Source organism: Prevotella sp. AM34-19LB, from assembly GCF_003468525.1.
Lineage (GTDB): Bacteria > Bacteroidota > Bacteroidia > Bacteroidales > Bacteroidaceae > Prevotella.
Map to the genome: position 1 here is coordinate 50,428 of NZ_QSIG01000012.1, position 24,826 is coordinate 75,253.

General features: G+C 48.0%; 17 protein-coding genes and 4 pseudogenes. 3 read left to right on the forward strand and 18 right to left on the reverse strand.

Going from position 1 to position 24,826, the window contains the following annotated elements:
* Positions 1-98 precede the first annotated feature (98 nt).
* The 10 genes and pseudogenes from DW830_RS05500 to DW830_RS05545 all read right to left on the reverse strand — a co-directional run bounded on the left by DW830_RS05500 (position 99) and on the right by DW830_RS05545 (position 13,575).
* A pseudogene (locus DW830_RS05500) lies at positions 99-970 on the reverse strand (nucleoside phosphorylase).
* Between the two features lie 76 nt (positions 971-1,046).
* Positions 1,047-1,490, reverse strand: a complete 444-nt coding sequence (locus DW830_RS05505) for an RpiB/LacA/LacB family sugar-phosphate isomerase (protein WP_119249189.1) — start codon at positions 1,488-1,490, stop codon at positions 1,047-1,049.
* Between the two features lie 188 nt (positions 1,491-1,678).
* On the reverse strand, positions 1,679-3,700 hold the full coding sequence (locus tag DW830_RS05510) for a transketolase family protein (protein WP_119249202.1): 2,022 nt from the start codon (positions 3,698-3,700) through the stop codon (positions 1,679-1,681).
* 112 nt (positions 3,701-3,812) lie between these two features.
* Positions 3,813-5,387, reverse strand: a complete 1,575-nt coding sequence (locus DW830_RS05515) for an alpha-N-arabinofuranosidase (protein WP_119249190.1) — start codon at positions 5,385-5,387, stop codon at positions 3,813-3,815.
* Between the two features lie 111 nt (positions 5,388-5,498).
* Positions 5,499-7,091, reverse strand: coding sequence for a xylulokinase (locus DW830_RS05520; protein WP_119249191.1), 1,593 nt, complete (start codon positions 7,089-7,091; stop codon positions 5,499-5,501).
* Between the two features lie 91 nt (positions 7,092-7,182).
* On the reverse strand, positions 7,183-8,724 hold the full coding sequence (gene araA, locus DW830_RS05525; protein ID WP_119249192.1) for an L-arabinose isomerase: 1,542 nt from the start codon (positions 8,722-8,724) through the stop codon (positions 7,183-7,185).
* A gap of 46 nt (positions 8,725-8,770) precedes the next feature.
* A complete protein-coding gene (locus DW830_RS05530) occupies positions 8,771-9,469 on the reverse strand; it encodes an L-ribulose-5-phosphate 4-epimerase (RefSeq protein WP_006846778.1) in 699 nt (232 codons plus the stop codon).
* A 127-nt stretch (positions 9,470-9,596) separates the two neighbouring features.
* Complete coding sequence (locus DW830_RS05535) at positions 9,597-10,277, reverse strand: NUDIX hydrolase (RefSeq protein ID WP_119249193.1); 681 nt, start codon at positions 10,275-10,277, stop codon at positions 9,597-9,599.
* A 234-nt stretch (positions 10,278-10,511) separates the two neighbouring features.
* A complete protein-coding gene (locus tag DW830_RS05540) occupies positions 10,512-12,236 on the reverse strand; it encodes a sodium:solute symporter (RefSeq protein ID WP_119249194.1) in 1,725 nt (574 codons plus the stop codon).
* Positions 12,237-12,387: 151 nt separating this feature from the next.
* Positions 12,388-13,575: an aldose epimerase family protein gene (locus DW830_RS05545; RefSeq protein ID WP_119249195.1), complete on the reverse strand. Its 1,188-nt coding sequence runs from the start codon at positions 13,573-13,575 to the stop codon at positions 12,388-12,390.
* A 347-nt stretch (positions 13,576-13,922) separates the two neighbouring features.
* On the opposite strand from DW830_RS05545, the gene DW830_RS16075 reads away from it, so the two are divergent.
* Positions 13,923-14,066 carry a hypothetical protein gene (locus tag DW830_RS16075; RefSeq protein ID WP_199656064.1) on the forward strand — a complete coding sequence of 48 codons (144 nt, stop codon included), beginning with the start codon at positions 13,923-13,925 and terminating at the stop codon, positions 14,064-14,066.
* A 63-nt stretch (positions 14,067-14,129) separates the two neighbouring features.
* Here DW830_RS16075 and galK read toward each other — a convergent pair whose 3' ends face one another.
* The 7 genes and pseudogenes from galK to DW830_RS05580 all read right to left on the reverse strand — a co-directional run bounded on the left by galK (position 14,130) and on the right by DW830_RS05580 (position 23,048).
* Positions 14,130-15,290: a galactokinase gene (gene galK, locus DW830_RS05550; RefSeq protein WP_118312112.1), complete on the reverse strand. Its 1,161-nt coding sequence runs from the start codon at positions 15,288-15,290 to the stop codon at positions 14,130-14,132.
* Positions 15,291-15,393: 103 nt separating this feature from the next.
* On the reverse strand, positions 15,394-16,740 hold the full coding sequence (locus DW830_RS05555) for an MFS transporter (RefSeq protein ID WP_089542631.1): 1,347 nt from the start codon (positions 16,738-16,740) through the stop codon (positions 15,394-15,396).
* Between the two features lie 133 nt (positions 16,741-16,873).
* Entirely contained in the window at positions 16,874-17,959 is a 1,086-nt protein-coding gene (locus tag DW830_RS05560; RefSeq protein ID WP_410524489.1) for an aldose epimerase family protein, read from the reverse strand.
* A gap of 122 nt (positions 17,960-18,081) precedes the next feature.
* Positions 18,082-19,335: a bifunctional folylpolyglutamate synthase/dihydrofolate synthase gene (locus DW830_RS05565; RefSeq protein ID WP_119249197.1), complete on the reverse strand. Its 1,254-nt coding sequence runs from the start codon at positions 19,333-19,335 to the stop codon at positions 18,082-18,084.
* 147 nt (positions 19,336-19,482) lie between these two features.
* Positions 19,483-20,642, reverse strand: a pseudogene (gene dnaJ, locus DW830_RS05570) (molecular chaperone DnaJ).
* Between the two features lie 14 nt (positions 20,643-20,656).
* On the reverse strand, positions 20,657-21,307 hold the full coding sequence (locus DW830_RS05575) for a nucleotide exchange factor GrpE (protein WP_119249198.1): 651 nt from the start codon (positions 21,305-21,307) through the stop codon (positions 20,657-20,659).
* A gap of 122 nt (positions 21,308-21,429) precedes the next feature.
* Positions 21,430-23,048, reverse strand: a pseudogene (locus DW830_RS05580) (ABC-F family ATP-binding cassette domain-containing protein).
* A 249-nt stretch (positions 23,049-23,297) separates the two neighbouring features.
* Here DW830_RS05580 and DW830_RS05585 point away from each other — a divergent pair.
* Both DW830_RS05585 and DW830_RS05590 read left to right on the forward strand, forming a co-directional pair.
* Positions 23,298-24,233, forward strand: a pseudogene (locus tag DW830_RS05585) (RluA family pseudouridine synthase); the annotation flags it as partial.
* Between the two features lie 79 nt (positions 24,234-24,312).
* Positions 24,313-24,465: a sulfate transporter gene (locus DW830_RS05590; protein ID WP_119249200.1), complete on the forward strand. Its 153-nt coding sequence runs from the start codon at positions 24,313-24,315 to the stop codon at positions 24,463-24,465.
* 150 nt (positions 24,466-24,615) lie between these two features.
* Here the strand turns inward: DW830_RS05590 and DW830_RS16885 are convergent, their stop codons facing one another.
* Positions 24,616-24,750 carry a hypothetical protein gene (locus DW830_RS16885; RefSeq protein ID WP_255415614.1) on the reverse strand — a complete coding sequence of 45 codons (135 nt, stop codon included), beginning with the start codon at positions 24,748-24,750 and terminating at the stop codon, positions 24,616-24,618.
* Between the last annotated feature and the right edge of the window lie 76 nt (positions 24,751-24,826).

Below are 24,826 nucleotides of genomic sequence, written 5' to 3' on the forward strand. Positions count from 1 at the left end.
CTTCTGCCCTTTCAGGGCGTATTGCTGCAATGAGCTTCTGCCCTTTACCTTTCCCTTCGGCCAGTGACCGTTGGTTCAGGGCGTATTGCTGCAATGAACTAGATTCTATCTAATACAACCTTGATGAGGTTGTCGATGGTGCTCTTATAGCCTGTGTTGGCACTGAGGGCACGGCGATTGGCGATGACCATGCAGCAGGTGAGTGCCTTATGGCCTAAGAGGAGAGAAAGACCAGCTAGGGCTGAGCTCTCCATCTCAAAGTTGTTGACGCGCAAGCCTTTATACTCGAATGCTTCAATCTTCTGGTTAAGTTCCGGATCGGCAAGAGGGGCACGGAGCTCTCTGCCCTGAGGACCGTAGAATCCGCCGCAGGCGATGGTGATTCCGCGAACCATGTCGTCTCCGGCAATCTGATCGAGCAGCTCCGGATCGTTGTTTACGCAGTATGGATTGCCAATCTGGTCGTTCCACTTCACCTGGCGCTTGAATTCTGCCTCTGTCTCGAGGTCGCAGATTTCGTTGCGGCGGGCATAGAAGTTGATGAGTCCATCGAAACCGATGCTCTTCTGTGAAGCGACGAAGGTTCCGGCAGGACAGTTGAGCTGCAAGCCGCCGCAGGTTCCTATGCGCACGAGTGTGAGGGTAGTGTGCTCCGGTTTTTCGGTGCGGGTAGCGAAGTCGATGTTTTTCAGCGCATCCAGCTCGTTGACTACGATGTCAATATTATCGCATCCTATACCGGTGCTCTGCACGGTGATTCTCTTGCCTTTATATGTTCCGGTGATGGCATGGAATTCGCGGCTTGCCACCTCGCACTCCTGGGTCTCGAAGTGGGATGCTACGAGGCTACTCTGCCTGGGTCGCCCACAAGGATTACCTTGTCAGCCACCTGCTCCGGGCGCAGATGAAGGTGGAAGCAACTTCCATCCTCATTGATGATGAGTTCTGACTCTGCAAAATATTTGCTCATAATCTTTATGTTTTGATGGTTATAAATTATTATAGGGGAGTTAAGAGATTTCCTTAACTCCCCCTTAATTCCTTCCTTACTTCTGGAGAGGAATCTTCTTAACGCGGCGCTCATGACGGCCACCCTCGAAGGTAGTAGCAAAGAATTCGTCGAGGATAGCCTCGGCGGTCTTATTGTCGATGAAACGTCCTGGAAGTACCAATACATTGGCATCATTGTGCTGACGAACGAGATGAGCAATCTCCTTGCACCATGCCAAACCGGCACGTACACCCTGATGCTTGTTCAATGTCATGGCGATTCCCTCGCCACTGCCGCAAATGCCGATTCCTGGATAAACCTCACCGCTCTCAATGCCTTCGCCGAGCGCATGACCGAAGTCAGGATAGTCAACACTCGCATCGCTGTATGTACCGTAATCCTTTACAGGATAACCCTTCTTCTCCAAATATTCCATTACAAACTGCTTCAATGGAAAACCTGCATGGTCGCATGCAATACCAACTGTCTTTACTTCCATAATACTTAAGTTTTAAAAGTGAAGAACAAAGAGAACTCTCGTTTTAAAATGAAGAACTTAGAATACTCTTCATCACTTCACAAGGTTAATATTTAAAATACAGATAGGAGTTAGATGTCAGTAACCGGGAAATGCTATCCGGCAAATCTCCCGAGTTCTAACTTCCAACTCCTAACTTTTTATACTAATTATGCTTCAGCCAAGAAAGCCTTGACCTGCTTGTAAACGTTCTCACCTGTGTAGCCGAGCTTCTCATCGAGCACCTTGTAAGGAGCAGAGAAACCGAAGCTCTCCAAGCCCCAAACCTTACCGTTAGCGCCTACGAGACCCTCGAGAGTTACAGGAAGACCAGCAGTCATACCGAAGATCTTAGCGTTCTTTGGCAATACGCTCTCCTGATACTCCTTGCTCTGACAACGGAACAAGCCCTCTGATGGAGCACTTACCACGCGAACCTTGATGCCGTCGGCACGCAAAGCCTCGCAACCAGCCTCCAATGTAGAAACCTCAGAACCGCTTGCTACGAGGATAACGTCTGGATTCTCGTCGCTGCCTGCTACGATGTAAGCACCCTTGGCTGCCTGCTCGTAATCGTTACCCTCTGGCAAGTTGGCAATGCCCTGGCGAGAGAAGATGAGCGCTGTTGGAGTGTCAACGTTCTCCATAGCGAGCTTCCAGCAAACAGTAGTCTCTTCTACATCAGCTGGACGGAATACGCGAACGCTGTCCTTGCCTGCGTGGTTCTTCAACTTCTCCATCAGGCGGATCTGTGCCTCCTGCTCAACTGGCTCGTGAGTAGGTCCGTCCTCACCAACGCGGAATGCATCGTGAGTCCAGATGAACTTCACTGGAACCTGCATCAAGGCTGCCATACGGACAGCTGGCTTCATATAATCAGAGAATACGAAGAATGTACCCATTGCTGCAACCACACCACCGTGGAGCATCATACCGATACACATATCTGCCATTGTCAACTCAGCAACACCTGCCTGGAAGAAAGCACCTGAGAAGTCACCGCGAACGAGGCTCTTGGTCTTCTTCAGGAAGCCATCTGTCTTATCTGAATTAGAGAGGTCGGCTGAAGCACAGATCATATTAGGAACCTGCTCTGCCAAAACACCGAGACAGGTTGCAGATGCTGCACGTGTAGCTGAACCAGCCTTCTGCTCTACCTTGCTCCAATCTACCTTAGGAGCCTTGCCGCTGAACCACTCGTCCATCAAGGCAGCCTTCTCTGGGTTAGCCTTGCGCCACTCAGCCTCTGCAGCCTTGCGCTCAGCCACGATACCCTTCAGCTCCTCAGCACGCTTAGCGTAGATTTCCTTTACATCGTCGAAGATAACGAATGCATTCTCTGGATCACCACCGAGGTGCTTGATTGTATTTACATATGCATCGCCACCGAGAGGAGCGCCGTGAGTATTGATGCAAGCCTCGTAGCTTGTGCCGTCTGCGCGGAGAGCACCCTTACCCATTACAGTCTTACCGATGATGAGGGTAGGGCGGTCCTGCTCCTTCTGGGCAGCATCGAGCGCCTCACGAATCTGAGCCACGTCATTACCATTGATCTTAATGACGTTCCAGCCCCAAGCCTTGTACTTCATCTCAGTATCCTCGTTCATTACAACGCCACACTCTGTAGAGAGCTGGATGTCGTTGGAATCGTAGAACATGATGAGGTTGTTCAGACCGAGGTTGCCGGCGATACGACCTACACCCTGAGAGATTTCCTCCTCTACAGCACCATCAGAAATGTATGCGTAGATCTTGTGCTGCATCATGGTTGAACCCAGACGAGCCTCAAGGAACTTCTCGGCAACAGCTGCACCAGCTGCGAGGGCGTGACCCTGACCAAGAGGACCAGATGAGTTCTCAATACCACGCTCAAGGTCGAGCTCTGGGTGACCTGGAGTTACAGAACCCCACTGGCGGAACTGCTTGAGGTCTTCCATTGAGAAGAAACCACGCAAAGCCAAACCAGCATAGAGCATTGGGCTCATGTGACCTGGGTCGAGGAAGAAGCGGTCGCGGCCAGTCCATGTTGGATCTGCTGGATCATAAACCAGGTACTCAGAGAAGAGCACGTTGATGAAGTCAGAACCACCCATAGCACCACCTGGGTGACCAGAGTTTGCCTTTTCTACCATTGAAGCAGCCAAGATACGGATATTATCTGCTGCATGATTCATTACTTTAATGTCGTTCATCATACAAATGTATTTAATGTTGTTGTTATTGTTTTTCTGCTGAAACTGATTGCTCATCAGCCTCTTATCGTGAAGAGGACTGATGATATGAGCAATTTACCCTACAAAAGTACTATTTTATTTTCAAAACTACGATAGATTTTGCAGGAATTTTCACTTTCAAGGTGTTTTTCTTCAATTTTGCATCCTTGAATGTTGCTGGCTTCACTACATTCGGGTGCTCGAAATCGTTGAAATCGCTCACCTTCTTGCAGGTCAGGATCTCGCCTGCCACTGTCTTTGGAGCCTTCAGACCATCGAGGCTGAACTCTACCTCCTGTGCCTTGTCGAGGCTTACGTTGGCGAGTGAAACCACTACGGTGCCGTCTGCCTTCTTGGCTGCAGATGTAGAAACCACAGGAATCTTTCTGCCATCCTTGGCGTGATCATCGCCACGCACATCCATAGAATCGCACTTCACGTCCATTGGGAGATAGGTTGCATCCTGGAAGTCCTTGTACATCTTGAACACGTGGTAGGTTGGAGTGAGAACCATATGACCGGTGCCCTTGGTGTCGGTGAGGATCATAGACTGGAGCACGTTTACCACCTGGGCGATGTTTGCCATCTTGATGCGGTCGGCGTGACGGTGGAACACATTGAGTGTGAGGGCTGCCACGAAAGCATCGCGCATGCAGTTCTGCTGATAGAGGTGACCCTTGATGGTTCCTGGTTCCTCATCCCACCAGGTTCCCCATTCATCTACGAGCAGACCGATCTGCTTCTTAGGGTCAGCCTTGTCCATGATGGCTTCGTGCTTCTTGATTACGTCTTCAATGCCGAGGCATTTGCCCATGGTCCAGTAGTAGTCGTCGTTGCTGAACTTGGTGGCAGAACCCTTGCTGCCGTCCCAGCCGGTTACTGTATAATAATGTAGGGAGATTCCGTTGGCACGGTGACCTACACGGTCCATCAGCACCTGGGTCCAGTTGTAATCGTAGTCGCTGGCTCCTGATGCAATCTTGTAGAGCTCGTTGCCATCATAGTTGCGGCAATATACGGAGTAACGGCGGAAGAGGTCAGAGTAGTACTCTGGGCGCATGTTTCCACCGCATCCCCAGCTCTCGTTGCCCACTCCAAGGTACTTCACCTTCCATGCCTTGTCGCGTCCGTTCTGTCGGCGGAGCTTAGCCATCGGAGTATCGCCGTCGCTGGTCATGTATTCTACCCATTTAGCCAGTTCCTCTACTGTTCCCGAACCAACGTTGCCGCTGATGTAAGGCTCGCAGCCCAGCATCTCGCAGAGATTCAGGAATTCGTGGGTTCCGAAGGAGTTGTCCTCGATGGTTCCTCCCCAGTTGTTATTCTGCATCTTAGGGCGATTTTCACGCGGACCGATTCCGTCCATCCAGTGATATTCGTCGGCGAAGCATCCTCCTGGCCATCTCAAGACAGGAACCTTGAGGTCCTTGAGGGCTTGGAGCACGTCGTTGCGGTAACCCTGGGTGTTAGGGATGTTTGACTCCGGACCTACCCAGAGTCCACCATAGATGCAGCTTCCGAGATGCTCGGCAAACTGACCGTAGATTTCACGGTTGATTTTCTGAGTTCCCTGGTTCGCATGGATGGTTCCTGTTACATCCTGAGCCTGAGCCGAGAATGCAACCGCTGTAGATAAGAGTGTGGTTGCAAAGAGTTTATTCATCATGTTGTGTAAGTTTATGATTATTAATAAGAATAGGGGTAATTTGATGTTTATTCTATTGATAGTACGTTTGTGAGGGCAAATTCCCCCACAAACGTACTGAAAATGATGATGTTATTTCTTGCTGGTTACAGCTGCCTGCTCGATGGCAAGACCAGCCTTGTAGGTTTCGATGTACTTGTCGAATCCTGCTACGTCTTCTGCAGTAGGCGCGATTTCTACACCTGTGTTGCCGGCGAATACCTTCTGGTCGAGGTAATCAGCCAGGCTCAGCTTATCGGCATTGTTTACGAGGTAGCCTGCGAGCAGGGCAATACCCCATGCACCACCTTCGCCTGCAGTCTCCATCACAGAGATAGGGGAGTTGATGGCTGCTGCGAGGATACGCTGACCTACACCCTTGGTCTTGAACAAACCGCCATGACCCGTGATACGATCTACCTGTACCTTCTCGTCCTTGAACAATACATCGTTACCAATCTTCAATACGGCTACTGAAGCGTAGAGGTTGGCACGCATGAAATTGGCGAGGTTGAAGTGGTCGTTGGCTGAACGTACAAACATTGGACGACCTTCGGCAAGACCGGTTACAGGCTCACCGGAAATATAGTTGTAAGCAATCAGTCCGCCACAGTCTGCATCGCCCTCGAGAGCGTGGTTGTAGAGCTTGCCGAACACCTCGTTCATATCTACCGAAACACCGAGCAACTCCTGGTACTGCTTGAACAAGCCAACCCATGCATTGAGGTCGGAAGTACAGTTGTTGCAGTGAACCATGGCAACAGGACTGCCGTCTGGAGTTGTCACCATATCAATGACTTCGTAAGGTTGGCTCAAGGCTTTCTCCAACACGATCATAGAGAAAGAAGAAGTACCTGCACTTACGTTACCAGTGCGCTGGCGAACGGCATTGGTAGCTACCATACCTGTACCAGCATCGCCCTCAGGAGGACAGAGAGGAGCACCAGCCTGGAGTGTGCCAGATGGGTCGAGCTTCTTGGCACCTTCCTCGGTCAGAACGCCAGCATCTTCACCTGCGTTCAAAACCTCAGGGAGAATGTCGAGAATCTTCCAGCCCAGGTTCTTAGGCTCGATGAGCTTGTCGAACTTGGCTACCATCTCAGCATCGTAGTTGTTGGTGTTTGAATCGATAGGGAGCATACCTGATGCGTCGCCTACGCCCAGAACCTTCTTGCCAGTGAGCTGCCAGTGGATGTAGCCGGCGAGAGTGGTCAGGAAGTCAATCTTATTGATGTGCTCCTCACCGTTGAGGATAGCCTGGTAAACGTGAGAGATGCTCCAACGCAGTGGGATGTTGAAGTGGAAGAGCTCTGAAAGCTCGGCTGCTGCCTGGGCGGTGTTGGTGTTGCGCCAGGTGCGGAAAGGAACGAGGATGTTCTCATCCTTGCCGAAAGCCATGTAGCCGTGCATCATCGCAGAAATACCGATGGCAGCCAACTGCTTGATTTCGCAGTCGTACTCTGCCTTCACGTTCTTGCGGAGGTCAGCGTAGCAATCCTGCAAACCTTTCCAGATGGTGTCGATGCTGTAAGTCCAGAGGCCATCAACCAACTGGTTTTCCCACTCAAAGCTACCCTGTGCGATAGGGTTGTTGTCGGTGTCGATCAAGACAGCCTTGATTCGGGTAGAGCCAAACTCGATACCGAGAATGGCCTTACCTGATTCTATAATAGTTTTTGCGCTCATTATATTTTCATTTTTTTATGTAAAGAACAAAGGATAAAGCCATGAAAATCAATCGGATTCTTCACTCTTCGTTCTTCACTCTTTACTTAAATTATCTCAACGCCTTGTTGAGCATGTAGTAAATCTCATTGTTGCGGAGCTGCTGCTTGAAGCTGCTGATAGTTGTGTTCTTGTCGATGTTGACGAACTCAATACCCAGAATCTCGCAGAAGTCCTCCCAGTACTCAGCAGTGATGTCGTAAGAGAACGCACTGTGGTGAGTACCACCAGCGAGGATCCAAGCGCCTGCACCAATCTCGAAGGTTGGCTGTGGAACCCAGAGTGCTGAAGCTACAGGGAGCTTAGGCATTGCCTTTGGCTCGATGCACTCTACCTCACTTGCGATGAGACGGAAACGGTTGCCGAGGTCAACTACGGTTGCTTTAACACCCTTGCCGGTCTTAGAAGTGAACACGAGGCGAGCTGTCTGCTGCTTGCGGATACCGATGCCGAGGAAGTGAACCTCGAGCTTTGGCTTGTCTGAAGCAATCAATGGGCAAACCTCGAGCATGTGGCTCTGGAGGCTAGATGTGCGGTCCTCAGCGAAGTTGAGTGTGTAGTCCTCGAGGAATGAGCAACCCTTCTCCAAGCCCTGGTTCATTACCCAGAGTGTGCGGTAGAGGCAAGCTGTCTTCCAGTCACCCTCTGCACCGAAACCGTAACCCTCTGCCATCAGGCGCTGTGAAGCCAAACCTGGAATCTGGTCGAAACCGCAGAAGTTAGGATCGTCGATATTAGCGTCACCGAGGTCATCAAAGTTGGTTGTGAATGCTACTGCATTCTCATCCTTCAATACACGGCGGAGAGCGATCTCAGCCTTAGCTGCGTTCTTCACCTTCTTCCAGTAAACTTCCTCGCCAGACTCATCAATCTTGATGGTGTACTCCTTCTTGTACTCCTCAACGAGAGCATCTGCCTCAGCATCTGTTACCTTCTTGAAGTACTCCATGAGTGAAGATACAGGGTAGTAATCTACGTGGTAACCCATGCGCTGCTCGAACTCTACGCGGTCGCCATCAGTTACGGCTACGTTGTTCATATTCATACCGAACATCAGGCAGCGTACGTTGTGAGCATCTGCAACACCTGCAGCTACGCGAGCCCATGTAGCAATCTGCTTCTGAGCCTCTTCGCTCTTCCAGTAACCTACAACAACCTTTCTAGGGATGCGCATACGGGTGCAGATGTGACCGAACTCGATGTCACCGTGAGCAGACTGGTTGAGGTTCATGAAGTCCATATCGATAGAATCCCAAGGGAGTTCTGCGTTGTACTGAGTGTGGAAGTGGAGGAGAGGCTTCTCGAGAGCCTGCAAGCCCTTGATCCACATCTTAGCTGGAGAGAAGGTGTGCATCCAAGTGATGATACCTACGCACTTAACGTCGTTGTTGGCAGCCTTCATCACGGCTTCTACCTCTGCAGAAGAGTTGGCTGTGCCCTTGTAAACTACCTTGATTGGAATGATGCCACTGTTGTTCAGACCATCTACCATGTCTTTTGAGTGACCATCTACTATCTTAACTGTCTCGCCTCCGTAAAGAAGCTGTGCACCAGTTACAAACCATACCTCTAAATTCTCAAATGCTTTAATCATGATTGTTTGTTGTTTTTAAATATTGTTATTGAAAATCTTTTTAATATTAGTGCTTCTTCTGTCCGTAGTAAGCGTTAGGACCGTGCTTGCGGTTGAAGTGCTTCTCTACGAGCAATGGGTTCATGGTGGTGTTTGGATTCACGCTGAAAGAGATGAACGCCATCTTTGCCACCTGCTCGGCTACCACTGCGTGATAGACAGCCTGATCAGCATCCTTACCCCATGTGAAAGGACCGTGATTCTTGACCAGTACGCCTGGAGTGTGAACCGGGTTGATATTGTCTTTCTTGAATCTGTCAACGATGACAACACCTGTATTGTGCTCATACTCGGCCATCATGTCCTCTGTCATTGCATCGGTGCAAGGAATGCAGTCGTGGAAATAGTCTGCGTGGGTAGTACCGATGTTAGGGATGTCCAATCCTGCCTGAGCCCAGGCTGTAGCGTAGGTAGAGTGGGTATGAACCACACCGCCCAACTCTGGGAATGCACGGTAGAGCACCAGGTGGGTAGGAGTATCTGAAGATGGATTCAGGTCGCCTTCAACAACCTTGCCGGTCTCCAGGTCAACAACCACCATGTCGCTCGCCTTCATAGTGTCGTAGTCAACACCTGATGGCTTGATGACAACCAGACCCTTCTCACGGTCGATTCCGCTCACATTTCCCCATGTAAAGAGCACGAGGTTGTGCTTCACCAGGTCAAGGTTTGCCTTGAACACTTTTTCTTTTAATTCTTCTAACATAATATATTTCGTTAAAGTTGTTTGTTTATTTGCTTCTATATCTGGAGTTCCTTCTGCAAGAACCATCCATCATCTTTTTTCTTGATGAAATCCGATAAGATGATTCCTGCAAGGAATTGTTTGTTTTCTATTTCAAGTTGAACGATGGGTCTTCCTCGTATGCTTTCTTGTTGAAGCGGTAGAGGGCAGCGCCTCGTTTCGAAGTAATCTTATCGATGAGTTCTGTCTTCTCGATAAAGTCAATATCCTTCACGCGCTTGCGGAAGTTGCGCTTGTCTATCTCCTCTCCCAATACTGCCTCGAACACGTGCTGAAGCTGAGTCAGCGTAAAGAGGTCGGGGAGGAGCTTGAAGCTCAGAGGCTCATGATTGATGCGACGGCGGATCTGACAGATGGCGTCGTGAATCATGATACGGTGGTCGGAATAGAGTTCTGGAAGCTCATTCAGACTTACCCATTCCAGACCGTGTTCGATGCGGAGACTATCATCGTAATCTACCACATTGATGAGGGCGCAATAGGCGATGGAGATAACTCGCTCACCTGGGTCACGGTCGATTCGGCCGAATGCACCCACTTGTCTTATATAAAGGTTCTTCATTCCTGTTAGATCCAGGATGACTCTGTTTGCAGCGTCCTCTAGATTTTCGTTGGCTCCAACGAAACCACCATAGAGTGACCATTCGCCGCGTCCCGGGTCCATTTTTCGTTTGCCTATCAGAACTTGAAGGCTGTTGCCGCTAAATCCGAAGATAATGCAATCCACGGAAACCAGAACCTTGGAGTATTCATTATAAAACTGCGTCATGGTCGTGTTGATTTTGATGTTAAGATTCAATGAATTTGATTGATAGTTTTGGTCGCTTCGGCTTATGGCTGCGCTTCAGGATGCACTTCTTACTGAGCTTCTAAAAGGGAGCCTTGTCGCTAAAGAGATTCTTTAGGGAAGTTGGGAGTCAGAAGGAGAAGAAAGGAACCTGCTAACTATTACACACTAAAGGAAAATCCCATCCTTCCAACTTCTAACTCCTAACTTTCTATTTTACCAGAAGTAAGCGTAGAATGCAGCGCAGAGGCCGATTACTACGAGTGTACCAATGATATCGAACGCACCCCAGCTCTCACGGATAGACTTCTTGAAGTCGGATGTGAAGGTGATTGCCTCTACCTGCTCCTTGCTTGGGGCTGGAGTGAAGCAGCTCACTACTACCATAAAGATGATGAGGAAGACGAGCAGCCAGCACTCGAATACGAGCCAGTTGGTCTGCCAGAACCATGCGGTATAATCCCAGAATGCACCATCCATTGTTGCCTTACCAGTATCGGTAATGACATTGGTAACGAGGCGGAGCATACCGATGAGGAAACCGGTGATCATGGTGTATTCACCTGCCTTTGGAGTAATCTTCTTGAAGAAAATACCCATCGCAAATACAGCTACCATGGCTGGAGCGAGGAGTGACTGGATTCCCTGGAGATAGTTGTAAAGGGTGTCCATCTTCATCATGATTGGCAACCAGGCGAAACCGAGAACTACAACTACTACTGTAGCGATACGGCCAACGAGTACGTAGTGAGCCTCAGACATTCCCTTCTTCAATGGCTTGTAGAAGTCCTCGGTGAAGAGGGTAGCACAGCTGTTGAAGAATGCTGCCAATGAAGCAACCAATGCGCAGATGAAACCGATGGTTACGATTCCCTTAATACCTGCAGGAAGAACGGTCTTTACCATGATGGCGAAGGCTGCATCAGTCTCGTTCATCTGAATTGCGCCCTTCTGAGCCAAGGCTGCTGCAATCATACCTGGAATGAGGAACATGAAGCAAGGGAGAACCTTGAAGAAACCGGCTGCGATAGTACCGCGGCGAGCACGCTTCATTACCTCTACGTTGCTTTCGCCAGGAACCTGACCGAGTACACGCTGAACGATGTGCTGGTCAGTACACCAGTACCAGAAACCGATGATGGTTGCACCGATGAATACTACGAAACCTGGATACTCCTGATACATTGAGTCACCAGCCTCCCAGTGGAACATGTGGGTTGTTCCGTAGCCGTTGTTCAACTTGCCGCAGTAGTCCATCATGTCTGCCCAACCTGCAGAGATGCTTCCACCACCGAGGGTAGAGAGACCGAGGAAGAGCACGAGGAATGAACCGATGACGAGGATAGGAGTCTGGATGGTTGACAAGGTCATTACACCCTTCATGCCGCCGAATACGGTGAAGATGGTGGTGAGAATGATCAAACCGATAGCACCTACCCAGAAGTTCAAGCCCCAGAGATACTCGAAGAAAATACCACCTGTAAGTGCAGTAACGCTCACCTTGGTGAGGATGTAAGCTACGAGTGTGATGATTGAGAGCCATGAACCTGTGCGCTGAGTGTAGCGGAACTTCAGGAAGTCTGGCATGGTGATGATCTTACCCATCTTGTTGATGAGCAACTGATAGAAAGGTACGAACAACCAACCGAGGATGAGGATCATCCAACCCTGCATCTCCCAGTGAGCCATACCTACACCGCTCTTGGCGCCAGTACCAGCAAGACCCACAAGGTGCTCTGAACCGATGTTGGCTGCGAAGATAGCCATACCGATTACATACCATGGCTCGCCCTTACCGAAGAGGTAAGCAGAAGAGTCTTCGCCCTTCTGAGCCTTTCTGTCTTTCACAATCGCATGCCAGACAGCCCAGATTACGCCGATTACACCAATGGCGAGTACTGTCCAATCAAGCCATACGAATTCTGTTGAATTCCAATTCATAATTACTATAAGATCGTTTGTTTATTTATTATTGTTTATTCTTTCTTTTATTGGATGCTTAATCCTATGGAGTTCGGCGGATTTGTAATCCGCCGCTTTGCCATTCCTTACTTGGGTCTCGGCGGATTTGCAATCCGTCGTTTTGCCTTCCTTACTTCTTGACGCTGAACTTGTAAGCGAGGTGAGAGTAGTACTTCTCTCCTGGCTTCAAGGTTGCATCTGTCCATCCCTTTACGCCCTGGGCTATCTTGGTAGGTGAATCTGGATACTTCTGGCTCTCGAAGCAGACACTCACGTGCTTAGGATACTTGATTCCGTGCTTGCAGGCAATACCTGTTCCCTGGAAGTTACCAGTATAAACTTGGATTCCTGGCTCATTGGTGAAAACCTCGAGGAGGATTCCGCTCTTTGGAGAGTAGAGGCTTGCGCAGACGGTCTTGTCGTCGCCCTTGCCATCCTTATAGGTGTTCAGACACCAGTTGTGGTCGTAACCTGTAGCGTTCTTGATCTGGTCGAAGCTGTAATCTGCCTTCTTGCCAATCTCGGTAGGAGTGCGGAAGTCCATTGGAGTTTCTTCTACGTCCTTGATTTCACCTGTTGGAATATAGAGTGAATCTGCAGGTGTGAACTTATCAGCATTGATGTACATTACCTGGTCGAAACCTTCCTTGGATGGATCGCCATTCAAGTTGAAGTAACTGTGGTTGGTCATGTTAACCACGGTCTCCTTATCGGTTGTAGCACCAAACTCGATGTCGAGTGTATTGTTGCTCTTTACCGTATATTTTGCTGTTGCAGTAACATTGCCAGGGAAACCATTCTCGCCATCCTTTGCCTGGATAGTGAAGGTTACAGAAGAATCATTCTTCTCTGTAATATCGTAAACCTGGTTCAACCAACCGGTAGCACCACCGCCGTGAAGACAGTTGCCATTGTCGTTTGGCTTCAGATTATATGTCTTGCCTGCAAGAGTCAACTTGGAGTCCTTGATACGGTTGGCGTAACGGCCTACTGATGATCCGTAATCAGAAGGAGAGTTGAGGGTGTCTGCATACTGGTGGATGTTGTCGTAGCCGAGAACTACATCTGTAGGCTTGCCATCCTTGTCAGGGACAGAGATGGAAACTACACGACCACCATAGTTGGTGAGGCAAACCTCCATGCCGTTGGCATTCTTGAGGGTAACTAACTCAGTCTTCTTGCCCAAAACAGTAGAATCGAAGTCTGCTGGATTCAAGCCTGACTGTGTTAAACTGGCATTGCTGCTTGAAGAACATGCTGAGAGGGTAGCGACTGCTGCGAAACCAACTCCCATAAAAAGGTTCTTTACGTTGTTCATTTCTAGGTTGCTTTTAATGTTGTTTACTAATTTTGGGTGTAAAATTACAATTTTATTTTGAAACCACAATACTTTTCCCAAACTTTTTTTCTTCTATAGTGTGTTTTTAACACTATTTGCATCAAAACCCTACTTTTCTGCTGCTTTTCCCGTGATTTTTGTCTTTAATCTGTGTTTTATGATGGAGTAGTGTAAAGATGTGGAATTTTATCAAAGATTAGTTTTATGATGGGTTCTTTTTATGATTGGGTCGTGTCATTAAGGTCTGTGTCATTAAGTGTCATTAAGCTTTTTCGGTCATTTCCGGTCATGATCATTTTCGGTCATTTTCATTTTTCAATCAATGGTTGATTTCCGCCCAAAAGCTCCAGGATCAGCACGCCCTGAAAGGGCAGAAGCTCCTAGCCCAGGGCAACGCCCTGGGTTACTATGGATGCAAGCCTGTCGCCCTGAAAGGGCAAAAGCTTTCAAGTCGTGACAATATCTTATAACGAAAAAACTGCAGCTGGAAAACACCAACTGCAGTTCCTTTATATTATAATAATGTGTATCTATTAGCAAACCTTGTGAGAACCCTCAGAGATAACTACTGGGTAAACCTCAGGTGCGTGACCATACTTAGCTGTGAACTTAGCTGTAACATCCTCAACGAACTTGTCGTAGATGTCGTCCTTAACCAAGTTGATGGTGCAGCCACCGAAGCCACCACCCATAATACGGCTACCAGTAACACCATTCTCCTTGGCAACCTCGTTCAAGAAGTCGAGCTCCTCGCAGCTTACCTCGTACTCCTTGCTCAAACCGTGGTGAGTCTCATACATCTTCTGACCTACAGTCTCGTAGTCACCCTTCTCAAGAGCATCGCAGACTGCCAATACGCGGTCCTTCTCGCCCAATACGAAGTGAGCGCGGCTGTAATCCTCTTCGCCTACCTCAGCGCGAACCTCTTCCAACTGCTCCCATGTGCAATCACGGAGAGTCTCGAACTTAGCCTCTGGGTGCTTGGCAGCGATGTGCTTAACCACGTTCTCGCAAGAGTTGCGGCGGTCGTTGTATGGAGAACCAGCCAACTCGTGCTTAACCTTAGAGTTAACCAGGCAGAGCTTGTAACCCTTAGGCTCGAATGGGAAGTACTCAAACTCACGGCTGTTGCAGTCGAGACGCATCAACTTGCCCTCCTTGCCGAATACAGAAGCAAACTGGTCCATAATACCGCAGTTTACACCTACGTACTTGTGCTCAGTAGCCTGACCAGCGAGAACGAGATCCCACTTAGAAACCTTGTTGTCACCGAAGAGATCGTTCAAAGCGAAAGCGAAGCAGCTCTCAAGAGCAGCAGAAGAAGACATACCTGCACCGAGAGGCACGTCGCCATAGAATGCAGCATTGAAGCCCTTTACATCAACACCCAGAGCCTTCATCTCCTGACAGATACCGTAGATGTAGCGTGCCCAAGATGCGCGAGGACCCTCTGGGTCGTTTACCTTGAACTCTACACGGTCCTTCAAGTCGATAGAGTAGAGCATCACTGTCTCTGTTCCGTTAGGACGGATCTCAGCCATAATACCCTTATCTACTGCACCTGGGAATACGAATCCACCATTATAATCTGTGTGCTCGCCAATCAGGTTAATACGACCTGGTGACATATAGATGTTACCTGTTTTGCCATCAAAGTGCTTGATGAAACGGCTTCTTACTTTTTCGATGTCCATAATAGTTGTTGTTTAAAAAGTTATTATTAAAGATTTGATTATAAGCTAGTTATTCCCGGATAAATCAAGTTTTGCTTCACCCGGGAATAGATTTTTCCGGAATTTACTCTACAGGGATGTCCTTGTTGACATTCTTGCAACCTGCGAGCGCATAGAAAAGAATGTATGCGATCATGGCGATGATAACCCAGTAAGATGCGATAGGGCCAGCAGCCTTAGCAACTGCATCCTGGATGAGAGGCATTACACCACCACCAACTACCATCATCATGAAGATACCTGATGCCTGAGCTGTGTATTTGCCAAGACCCTCAACAGCAAGGTTGAAGATTCCACCCCACATGATAGAAGTACACAAACCGCAGATGGCGATGAGCACACACTTGGTAGGGATTGTAAATGCTACAACGCCAGTACCGTGGTCGTCGAGCTTGAGAAGGCTTGCAATCTCTGAATCACCTGCCAAAGAGAAGTTCAATGTGTTTGCCTCTGGCAAGAAGATGGCTGTGAGCAACAGGAGGATAGCTACTGTTGATACTACTGTCATCTGTGTCTTGGTAGAAACGGCACCGCTGATGAATGAGCTGAGGAATCGGCCGCACATCATAAGCAACCAGTAAACTGCTGCGAAAGCACCACCTACAGAAGCTGCACCTGTGAAGTCCATGCTACTGATGTAGAAGATAAGCTGAGCAGGAATACCAATCTCAACACCTACATAGAAGAAGATACCGATGACACCGAGTACGCAGTGACGGAAAGACCAAGGACTGTGGTCGTACTGTACATTCTCCTTCTTGATGTTTGGCTCAGGAATAGCTACGAACCAGATGATGAAGAAGGCTGCGATGAATACTGCCATACCGATGAAGAGGAGAGGAGCAACGTCGCTCATACTGGTGTTGGCTGTAACTGTACCTACGAGCACACCTGCCAACAATGGGGTAAGAGTACCACTCAATGAGTTCAATGTACCACCAATCTGAATGAGCTGGTTACCACGGTTACCGCCGCCACCGAGCAAGTTCAACATTGGGTTTACCACTGTGTTAAGCATACATACGCAGAAACCGCAGATGAATGCACCCAACAGATAAATGATGAGGTTGAGGCAAACTGCGCCAGAGCTGAGTGTGAATACTGGGATGTCGTCACCGAAGATGCTTGATAAGTACTGGATCATCAAGCCGATTGTACCGACTGCAAGAGCGATGAGAGCTGTTTTCTTGTAACCTTTGTTTTCGATCATCTTACCTGCAGGAATACCCATGAAGAGGTAAGCGGCGAAGTTCATGAAGTTACCCATCATGGCTGCCCAAGAGTACTTGAAGCCCCAGATGTTGCCAAAAGGTGCTCCCATGTTAGTTACGAACGAGATCATTGCAAAGATAAAACACATCGTGATGATTGCAATGACACGACCGTTGTTGTTTCCATTGTTTTGTTCCATTGTTTAAACTTGATAGTTGATATTGTTATTATTTAATGTTTATTCTAGTCAGAATTTTACCGCAAAAAGGAGTGGCTGCCTCGAAGTTCTCTTTCAGAGGCGGCAACTCCTATCTGATTATTAGTGATTTATCCTATTTCTCTACACCAAACTTGTAGATGGTCTTCTGGGTGTAGGTCTCACCTGGACACAATTTGCAGCTTGGGAAGTAAGGGTGGTTAGGTGTGTCTGGGAACTTCTGTGCCTCGAAGCATACTGCGCTGCGGCGTGGGAAGGTTGCACCATGCTGACCCTTGAAGTCTGCCAAGAAGTTACCTGTGTACATCTGCATACCTGGCTCTGTGGTGTAAACCTCCATAGTGCGGCAGCTTACAGGATCCTTGATGCGAGCAGCAAAGCTCAACTCGCCCTCTTCCTTCTTGTTCAATACATAGTTATGGTCGTAGCCAGAACCATTCTTAATCTGCTCATCATCTGCATCGATGTCCTGTCCGATTGGCTTTGGAGTGCGGAAATCGAATGGAGTACCCTCTACCTTCAAGATCTCACCTGTAGGGATAGATGTCTCATCTATAGGGAGATAGTAGTCTGCGTTAACCTGACAGATGATGTTGTCAATTGTTGGGGTAGGATTAGCAATACCCTGGATTGAGAAGAACGCATGGTGAGTGAGGTTGCAGATGGTCATCTTGTTGGTGGTTGCCTGATACTTGATGACGAACTCATTGTCGTCGGTCAAGGTATAAGCCACCCAAACCGTCAATTCACCTGAGAAACCTTCCTCGCCGTATGGGCTGGTGTACTTCAGGACAACTGCGTTGTCGCTCATGCGAGTAGCATCCCAAACATGTGCGTGGAATCCAGTAGGACCTCCATGCAAATGGTTCTTGCCATTGTTGCATGCTAACTGATACTCCTTGCCATGAAGAGTAAACTTACCCTCCTTAATACGGTTGCCGTATCGACCGATGAGCGTGCTCAAGAAAGGCTCAGGAGAGTTGATGACGTCCTGGATGTTGTCGTGACCCTGAACGAGGTTGGCATAGTTGCCGTCCTTGTCTGGCATCATGATAGCTACAACAGCACCACCGTAGTTCGTCACAGCAACCTCGTTGCCCTGATTGTTTCTCAACACGAAGAGATCAGTCTTCTTTCCCTGTACTGTGGTCTGAAAATCTTCTCTTTTCAAACCACACTTGTTAACTGGTTCTGTATTCATAATATGTCATTTTTTTAGTTACTCTACTTTATGTTCTAAAGTAATCTACTGCAAAGTAACTAAAAAAAAATGAATGTGACAAATTATTTAGCAATTATTTGATTTAAAAAAACTAAAAATTTTCAGGAGAGCAAATCTGCCACTACATAACTTGAACCGCCAACGAAGACAAAATCGCCCTTTTCTGAATTTTCTAGAGCTGCATTATATGCTTCTTTTACAGAATGATATAGACTTCCGTGTAAGCCAAGCTTTAATGCAAGTTCGCTCAGTTTCTCTACAGGGATGGCTCTTTTGGTAGAAGGCTGCGTCCAGTAGTATTTTACCCGGTTTTCCAGCATTTCCTTCAATAGTTGTAATACGTGCGCCACATCCTTGTCATCCACCATGCCGAAAACGATGTGCTTTGTCTCGGCTTTTACGGAGTTGATCTGCGGTGCAAGGTAGTTCCAGCCGGCGAGATTATGGCCCGTATCGCAGATGGTGAGGGGAGCGTCATTGAGCTTTTCCCATCTTCCGTGCAGACCAGTCAGTTCGCATACGTGGGCGAATCCTTCACGGATGGCTTCATCACTGATGGCGAGTTTTTGGCGCAGTATATGAAGTGCTGTCAGGATTGTCTTCTTGTTGCGCTCCTGATAGGAACCCTTGAGTTCCATATCCACATCGCTGGGTTCGCTGTTTTCCAGACGGGTTACGTCAAAGTCCTGGGCGAAAAGAATCGGTGCATTCTCAGCCTTCGCCTTGTTTTCGAATACTGGTCGGGTCTCCGGGAGGTATTCTCCAATGACTACCGGAACGCCAGGCTTGATGATTCCTGCCTTTTCACCGGCAATCTCGGCAAGGGTGTTGCCCAGGAACTGGGTGTGGTCGAAGCTGATGTTGGTGATGATGGAAAGGATTGGGGTGATGATGTTGGTGCAGTCGAGTCTTCCGCCCAGTCCCACTTCGATGACTGCATAATCCACCTTCTGCTCTGCGAAGTATTTCAGTGCCATGGCAGTGGTGAGTTCGAAGAAGGATGGATGAAGTGGTTCGAAGAAAGCACGGTTCTCTTCAACGAAGTCAATGACATACTGCTCCGGAACGCATTCTCCGTTCACTCGGATACGTTCTCTGAAATCTACCAGATGGGGAGAGGTGTAGAGTCCTACCTTGTAACCCTGGCTTTGGAGAATGGCAGCAAGGGTATGGGAGCTGGATCCTTTGCCGTTGGTTCCAGCAATATGGATGGTCTTGTACTTCTGATGAGGATGACCAAAGTGTTCATCCAGGGCGAATGTCGTCTGCAAGCCTGGCTTGTAAGCCTTCGCTCCGATTTTCTCAAAGACAGGAGTACTATTGAAGAGATATTCTGTTATTTCTTGATAATTCATTTCCTATATAATATAATAATGTGTATAAACAAAAAAGAGGCAATCCCAACACCGGCGTCAGCCAATGATGAGATTGCCAGTAATCTTTTGTTTGTCTAGAAAGATATTGTTCTCTAGAAATCACTTTCTCCTCATGATGGGAGAAAGTTATTTATTGAAGAGATTCTTGATGCTGTCGAAGAGAGACTTCTTGGTAGCCTTGTCGGCCTGGAAGTTCTCGCACTCCTTGAACTTCTTTACCAGTTCCTTCTCCTCCTTGTTCAGCGTCTTAGGAATATAGACAGTGATGTTCACGATGATGTCTCCTTTTCCGTAACCGTATCCCTGAATGGCTGGCATTCCCTTACCGCGAAGGCGAACCTGCTTGCCCGGCTGGGTGCCCGGTTCAATCTTGATGGTGGTCTTTCCTTCCAATGTTGGGATTTCTACCTCACCGCCGAGAACGGCTGTAGAGAAGTCGAGTACGAGATTGTAGTAGAGATCCTTGTCCTTACGCTCAAAGTTCTCACTCTTTTCCACACGTACAATCACCTGAAGATCGCCGTTTACGCCATTGTGCTTGCCAGCGCCTCCCTTTCCAGGAACTGTTACAACCATTCCGTCATCTACACCGGCTGGGATGTTGATCTCTACAACCTCCTCACCAGCTACGATTCCGTCACCGCCGCAAGCCTTGCACTTGTTCTTGATAATGTGACCTTCGCCGCCGCAAGTAGGGCAGGCAGCCTGGGTTTGCATGGTACCGAACATAGAGCGAACGGTGCGGACGGTGTAACCTGTTCCGTGACAAGTAGGGCAGGTCTCAGGCTGAGAACCACTCTCGCATCCTGTACCGTGGCAAGAAGAACATGTTACGTGCTTGCGAATCTTGAACTTCTTGGTGCATCCTGCGAAAGCCTCTTCCAAAGTAAGCTTAGCCTGCACGCGCAAGTCTCTACCCTGGTACTGCTGTGGCTGGGCACTTCCGCCAAATCCGCCGAAACCGCCACCGAATCCACCGTGACCGCCGAAGATGTCGCCAAACATCGAGAAGATGTCGTTCATGTCCATACCTGCGCCACCGCCGAAACCGCCAAATCCTCCCTGAGGACCGTTGAATCCAAACTGATCATACTGCTGGCGCTTCTGAGGGTCGTGAAGAACCTCGTATGCTTCGGCAGCTTCCTTGAATTTTCCTCAGCCTCCTTGTTGCCAGGGTTGCGGTCTGGATGATATTTGATGGCTATCTTGCGGTAAGCCTTCTTAATTTCGTCTTCTGATGCCTGCTTATCTACGCCCAGCACCTCGTAATAGTCTCTCTTTGCCATTTTTCTCTATATTTTTATTGACCTACTGCTACTTTAGCGTGACGAATCACCTTGTCGTTGAGGGTGTAACCAGTCTGTACGCAGTCGATTACCTTACCCTTCTTGTCATCGCCCATTCCTGGTACCATAGCGATTGCCTCGTGGAAATCTACATCGAAATCCTTGTCTGTAGTCTCAATCTTCTTCACGCCGAGACCTTCGAGTGTCTTGATGAACTTGTTGAAAATCATCTGTACACCTTCCTTGATAGCCTTAGGATCTTCGCTCTTGTCGGCGAGTGCGCGCTCAAAGTCGTCGAGGACAGGAAGGATGGCAGAGATGGTCTTCTCGCCACCATTGAGAATCAGTTCAGTCTTCTCCTTCATGGTGCGCTTGCGGTAGTTCTCAAACTCGGCAGTCTTGTAAAGCAAAGCCTTCTTGAGCTCTTCTATTTCCTGCTGAGCCTTCTTCAGAGGGTCAACTTCTGCCTTGTCTGACTCTTTGTCGGTATTCTCTGTCTGACTGTCAGTGTCAGCCGACTTTGTGTCAGTCTTTTCAGCATTCTGCTCATCCCCCTTGTTCTCTACGTTATCGTTATTCTGGGTAGCGTTCTGTTCAGCATTCTCATTGAGAACCTGTTCCTTTGCGTTACCGTCCTCTATATTAATTTTCTTTTCTTTTGACATAGCCTTAAATTTTTTAAACATGATTATTCTTTTATTGGTTGTTTTGACAAAAGTGTGCCAACTCGATTCTCATCGAATTGGCACTTGTATAAAACTAAATGAATTAATATGTTTTTCTATTATTATTGTACTCCGTACATTTTAGCCTTCTGCTCCTTGATAGCCTCATCGTAGATGTACTCATCATAAGACATCAGCTTGTCGATGGTTCCAGAAGGAGTGAGCTCGATGATGCGGTTGGCTACGGTGTTAATGAACTCGTGGTCGTGGCTGGCGAAGAGTACATTGCCCTTGAATGCTACCAGGTTGTTGTTGAATGCCTGGATACTCTCCAAGTCCAAGTGGTTGGTTGGAGTATCGAGAATCAGACAGTTAGCGTTCTGCAACTGCATGCGGGCAATCATACATCTCATCTTCTCACCTCCAGAGAGTACGTTTACCTTCTTCAGCACTTCCTCACCGCTGAAGAGCATTCTACCTAAGTAACCCTTCATAGCCACCTCGTTGCCCGGACCATACTGGCTCAACCAATCTACGAGGTTCATGTCGCTCTGGAAGAACTCTGTATTGTCGAGTGGGAGATAGGCTGTTGTGATAGTCACACCCCACTTATACTCACCTGCGTCAGCCTTGCGGTTGCCGTTGATGATCTCGAAGAGTGCGGTCATCGCCTTAGGGTTGTGAGAGAGGAATACTACCTTCTCGCCCTTCTCGATATTGAAGTTTACATTGTCGAAGAGTACTGTTCCGTCCTCATCGCAAGCCTTTAAGCCCTCAACCTCCAGAATCTGGTTGCCTGGTTCTCGGTCCATCTGGAAGATGATGCCTGGGTACTTACGGCTAGAAGGGCGGATTTCTTCAACATTCAGCTTCTCCAACATCTTCTTGCGGGATGTGGTCTGCTTACTCTTAGCCACATTGGCAGAGAATCGGCGGATGAACTCCTCCAGCTGCTTCTTCTTCTCCTCGGCCTTCATCTTCTGATTCTGAGCCTGACGGAGAGCCAGCTGAGAACTCTCGTACCAGAAAGAGTAGTTACCGGCAAACATAGTTACCTTACCAAAGTCGATATCCACGGTCTGTGTACTGACAGCATCGAGGAAGTGACGGTCGTGAGAAACCACGAGAACGGTCTGCTCGATATTGCTGAGGTATTCCTCCAGCCACTCTACAGTGTCGAGGTCGAGGTCGTTGGTAGGCTCATCGAGGAGGAGGTTGTCTGGGTTACCGAAGAGAGCCTTCGCCAACATCACGCGCACCTTCTCTGTGTTAGAAAGCTCACCTACGAGCTTGTCGTGGCGATCTTCCTTTACGCCGAGGTTCTGAAGCAACTGGGCAGCATTGCTCTCAGCCTCCCAACCGTTCATCTCGGCAAACTTAAGCTCCAATTCTGCTGCGAGGTTACCATCCTCTTCAGTCATCTCAGGCTTAGAGTAGAGGCGCTCGCGCTCCTTCATATTTTCCCACAAAGGCTGATGACCCATCAGAACGGTGTCCATCACGCGGAACTCGTCATACTTGAAGTGGTCCTGCTCCAAAACGGAAAGGCGCTCTCCTGGACCCATCTCCACTGTACCCTTGTTTGGCTCCAGATCGCCGCTTATGGCGCGGAGGAGAGTTGACTTACCGGCACCATTAGCACCGATTACGCCGTAAATATTACCATGTGTGAACTTGAGGTTACATCTTTGTAAAGCACTCGCTTACCGAATTGAATTGCAAGATTTTGTACTGTAATCATTCCTTATTTCTAAATATCTTTTTATCTGATTTTATCTTTATTTGGGTGCAAAGTTACGAAAAAATATTTGTATATCAATGTTTTATTGGCAAAAGTTACTAATTTTTAGTTAAAAACTGGTCTCCTCTTTGTTATTTTGCAGAAAAGTCTTACTTTTGTAGGCTGAATTGGCGCCAATAGGGGGCTGATTCATCGGTTTGAGTGTTAAGAACAAAAGATGAATCCAAAACACGAATTTGGTTTTAGAACATGAGACAACAAAATAGAAAAGGAAATTTTAGTAAGCATGCCAACAATGCTTATGGCTACGGAAATCCCAATGAATACGACCACTATAAGGTGGAAAAGCCTGCTCAGTTGTTGGAATGGCTGATGGAAAACGTGAAAGGTCCTAGCAAGACCAAGGTGAAGCAGACTCTGCAGGGCAGGGGAATCAAGGTAGATGGCAAAACCATCACCCAGTTTGACTATACCCTGAAACCTGGTATGAAGGTGAGCGTGAGCAAGACCAAGAAGAACCAGGATGTCTTCAAGAGCCGTTATCTCAAGATTGTCTATGAGGATCGTTATCTCATCGTCATCGAGAAGAACGTGGGCATTCTCAGTATGGCTGCCGGTCACTCTACTCTGAACGTGAAGAGTGTATTGGATGATTACTTCCACAAGACCCGTCAGAACTGTCAGGCTCATGTGGTGCACCGTCTTGACAGAGATACTTCGGGTCTGATGATTTACGCCAAGGATAAGCAGACTGAACTGGCTCTGGAAGATGACTGGCACCATAATGTATATGACCGCCGATACGTGGCTCTGGTTTCTGGAGAGATGGAGGAAGATGAAGGTACGGTTGCCAACTGGTTGAAGGACAACAAGGCGTACATTACCTTTGCCAGCGATACTGACAATGGTGGCAAGTATGCTGTTACCCATTTCCATACCCTGCAGCGAACCACTGCACATTCTCTGGTAGAGTATAAGCTGGAAACAGGTCGTAAGAACCAGATTCGTGTTCATACAGCCGATATGGGTCATCCTGTGTGTGGAGACATCAAGTATGGTAACGGTGATGACCCATGTGGTCGCCTTTGCCTGCACGCTTATGTTCTCTGCTTCTATCATCCGGTAACTCATCAGCCAATGGAATTCGAGACTCCGATTCCTAATGAATTCGTCAGAGCGATGAAGGAAGATAACAGACCGTTCGATGAAAGAAGCAGAAATCCTAAGGAGGCAAACCGTAAGTCGTTCAGAAAGGAGGGACGAAATGGATAATTTCATGTATTATGCTTTTGCCCTGGTGGCGCTGGTTGTTGGCCTCTTTATCCTGAAGAAGGTTGCCACCTGCATGGTCAAGATGGTGGTGGGAGCCATTCTCGTAGCTGTTCTTGTAGCTATTTATTGGCTTTATTTATCTTAAAAGCGTCTGACCATTTCATATATTTCATAAAAAATAGTCCGGTAAGAATCAAGCTCTCGCTTGCCTTACCGGACTTTACGTTATCTTTTTACCTTTTATAATACCTATTTATATTGTCTTTTTAATTGGTATTGTCTGTATGGTCAAAAATTAGAGGATAGTCTTCACTGCCTCTAACATACCCTTCTCCTGGATGAGGTCGAGGTCCTTCTTTACCAACTCTGTCAAGCCAGGGACAGTCTCATTCAAGTTCAGGGCAGACGCATTAAATCTTTTACTCGTCAATATCTATGGTGTATCACTATAACTTATTGAATATTAACATTATATATTTGCATATATGAAATATTTTTCGTATCTT

Excerpts from the sequence above, each read along its gene's own strand:
- DW830_RS05505 (WP_119249189.1), bottom strand. The coding sequence starts at position 1,490 with ATGGAAGTAAAGACAGTTGGTATTGCATGCGACCATGCAGGTTTTCCA.
- DW830_RS05510 (WP_119249202.1), bottom strand. The coding sequence starts at position 3,700 with ATGAACGACATTAAAGTAATGAATCATGCAGCAGATAATATCCGTATC.
- DW830_RS05515 (WP_119249190.1), bottom strand. The coding sequence starts at position 5,387 with ATGATGAATAAACTCTTTGCAACCACACTCTTATCTACAGCGGTTGCA.
- DW830_RS05520 (WP_119249191.1), bottom strand. The coding sequence starts at position 7,091 with ATGAGCGCAAAAACTATTATAGAATCAGGTAAGGCCATTCTCGGTATC.
- araA (WP_119249192.1), bottom strand. The coding sequence starts at position 8,724 with ATGATTAAAGCATTTGAGAATTTAGAGGTATGGTTTGTAACTGGTGCA.
- DW830_RS05530 (WP_006846778.1), bottom strand. The coding sequence starts at position 9,469 with ATGTTAGAAGAATTAAAAGAAAAAGTGTTCAAGGCAAACCTTGACCTG.
- DW830_RS05535 (WP_119249193.1), bottom strand. The coding sequence starts at position 10,277 with ATGACGCAGTTTTATAATGAATACTCCAAGGTTCTGGTTTCCGTGGAT.
- DW830_RS05540 (WP_119249194.1), bottom strand. The coding sequence starts at position 12,236 with ATGAATTGGAATTCAACAGAATTCGTATGGCTTGATTGGACAGTACTC.
- DW830_RS05545 (WP_119249195.1), bottom strand. The coding sequence starts at position 13,575 with ATGAACAACGTAAAGAACCTTTTTATGGGAGTTGGTTTCGCAGCAGTC.
- galK (WP_118312112.1), bottom strand. The coding sequence starts at position 15,290 with ATGGACATCGAAAAAGTAAGAAGCCGTTTCATCAAGCACTTTGATGGC.
- DW830_RS05555 (WP_089542631.1), bottom strand. The coding sequence starts at position 16,740 with ATGGAACAAAACAATGGAAACAACAACGGTCGTGTCATTGCAATCATC.
- DW830_RS05560 (WP_410524489.1), bottom strand. The coding sequence starts at position 17,959 with ATGAATACAGAACCAGTTAACAAGTGTGGTTTGAAAAGAGAAGATTTT.
- DW830_RS05565 (WP_119249197.1), bottom strand. The coding sequence starts at position 19,335 with ATGAATTATCAAGAAATAACAGAATATCTCTTCAATAGTACTCCTGTC.
- DW830_RS05575 (WP_119249198.1), bottom strand. The coding sequence starts at position 21,307 with ATGTCAAAAGAAAAGAAAATTAATATAGAGGACGGTAACGCAAAGGAA.
- DW830_RS05590 (WP_119249200.1), top strand. The coding sequence starts at position 24,313 with ATGGATAATTTCATGTATTATGCTTTTGCCCTGGTGGCGCTGGTTGTT.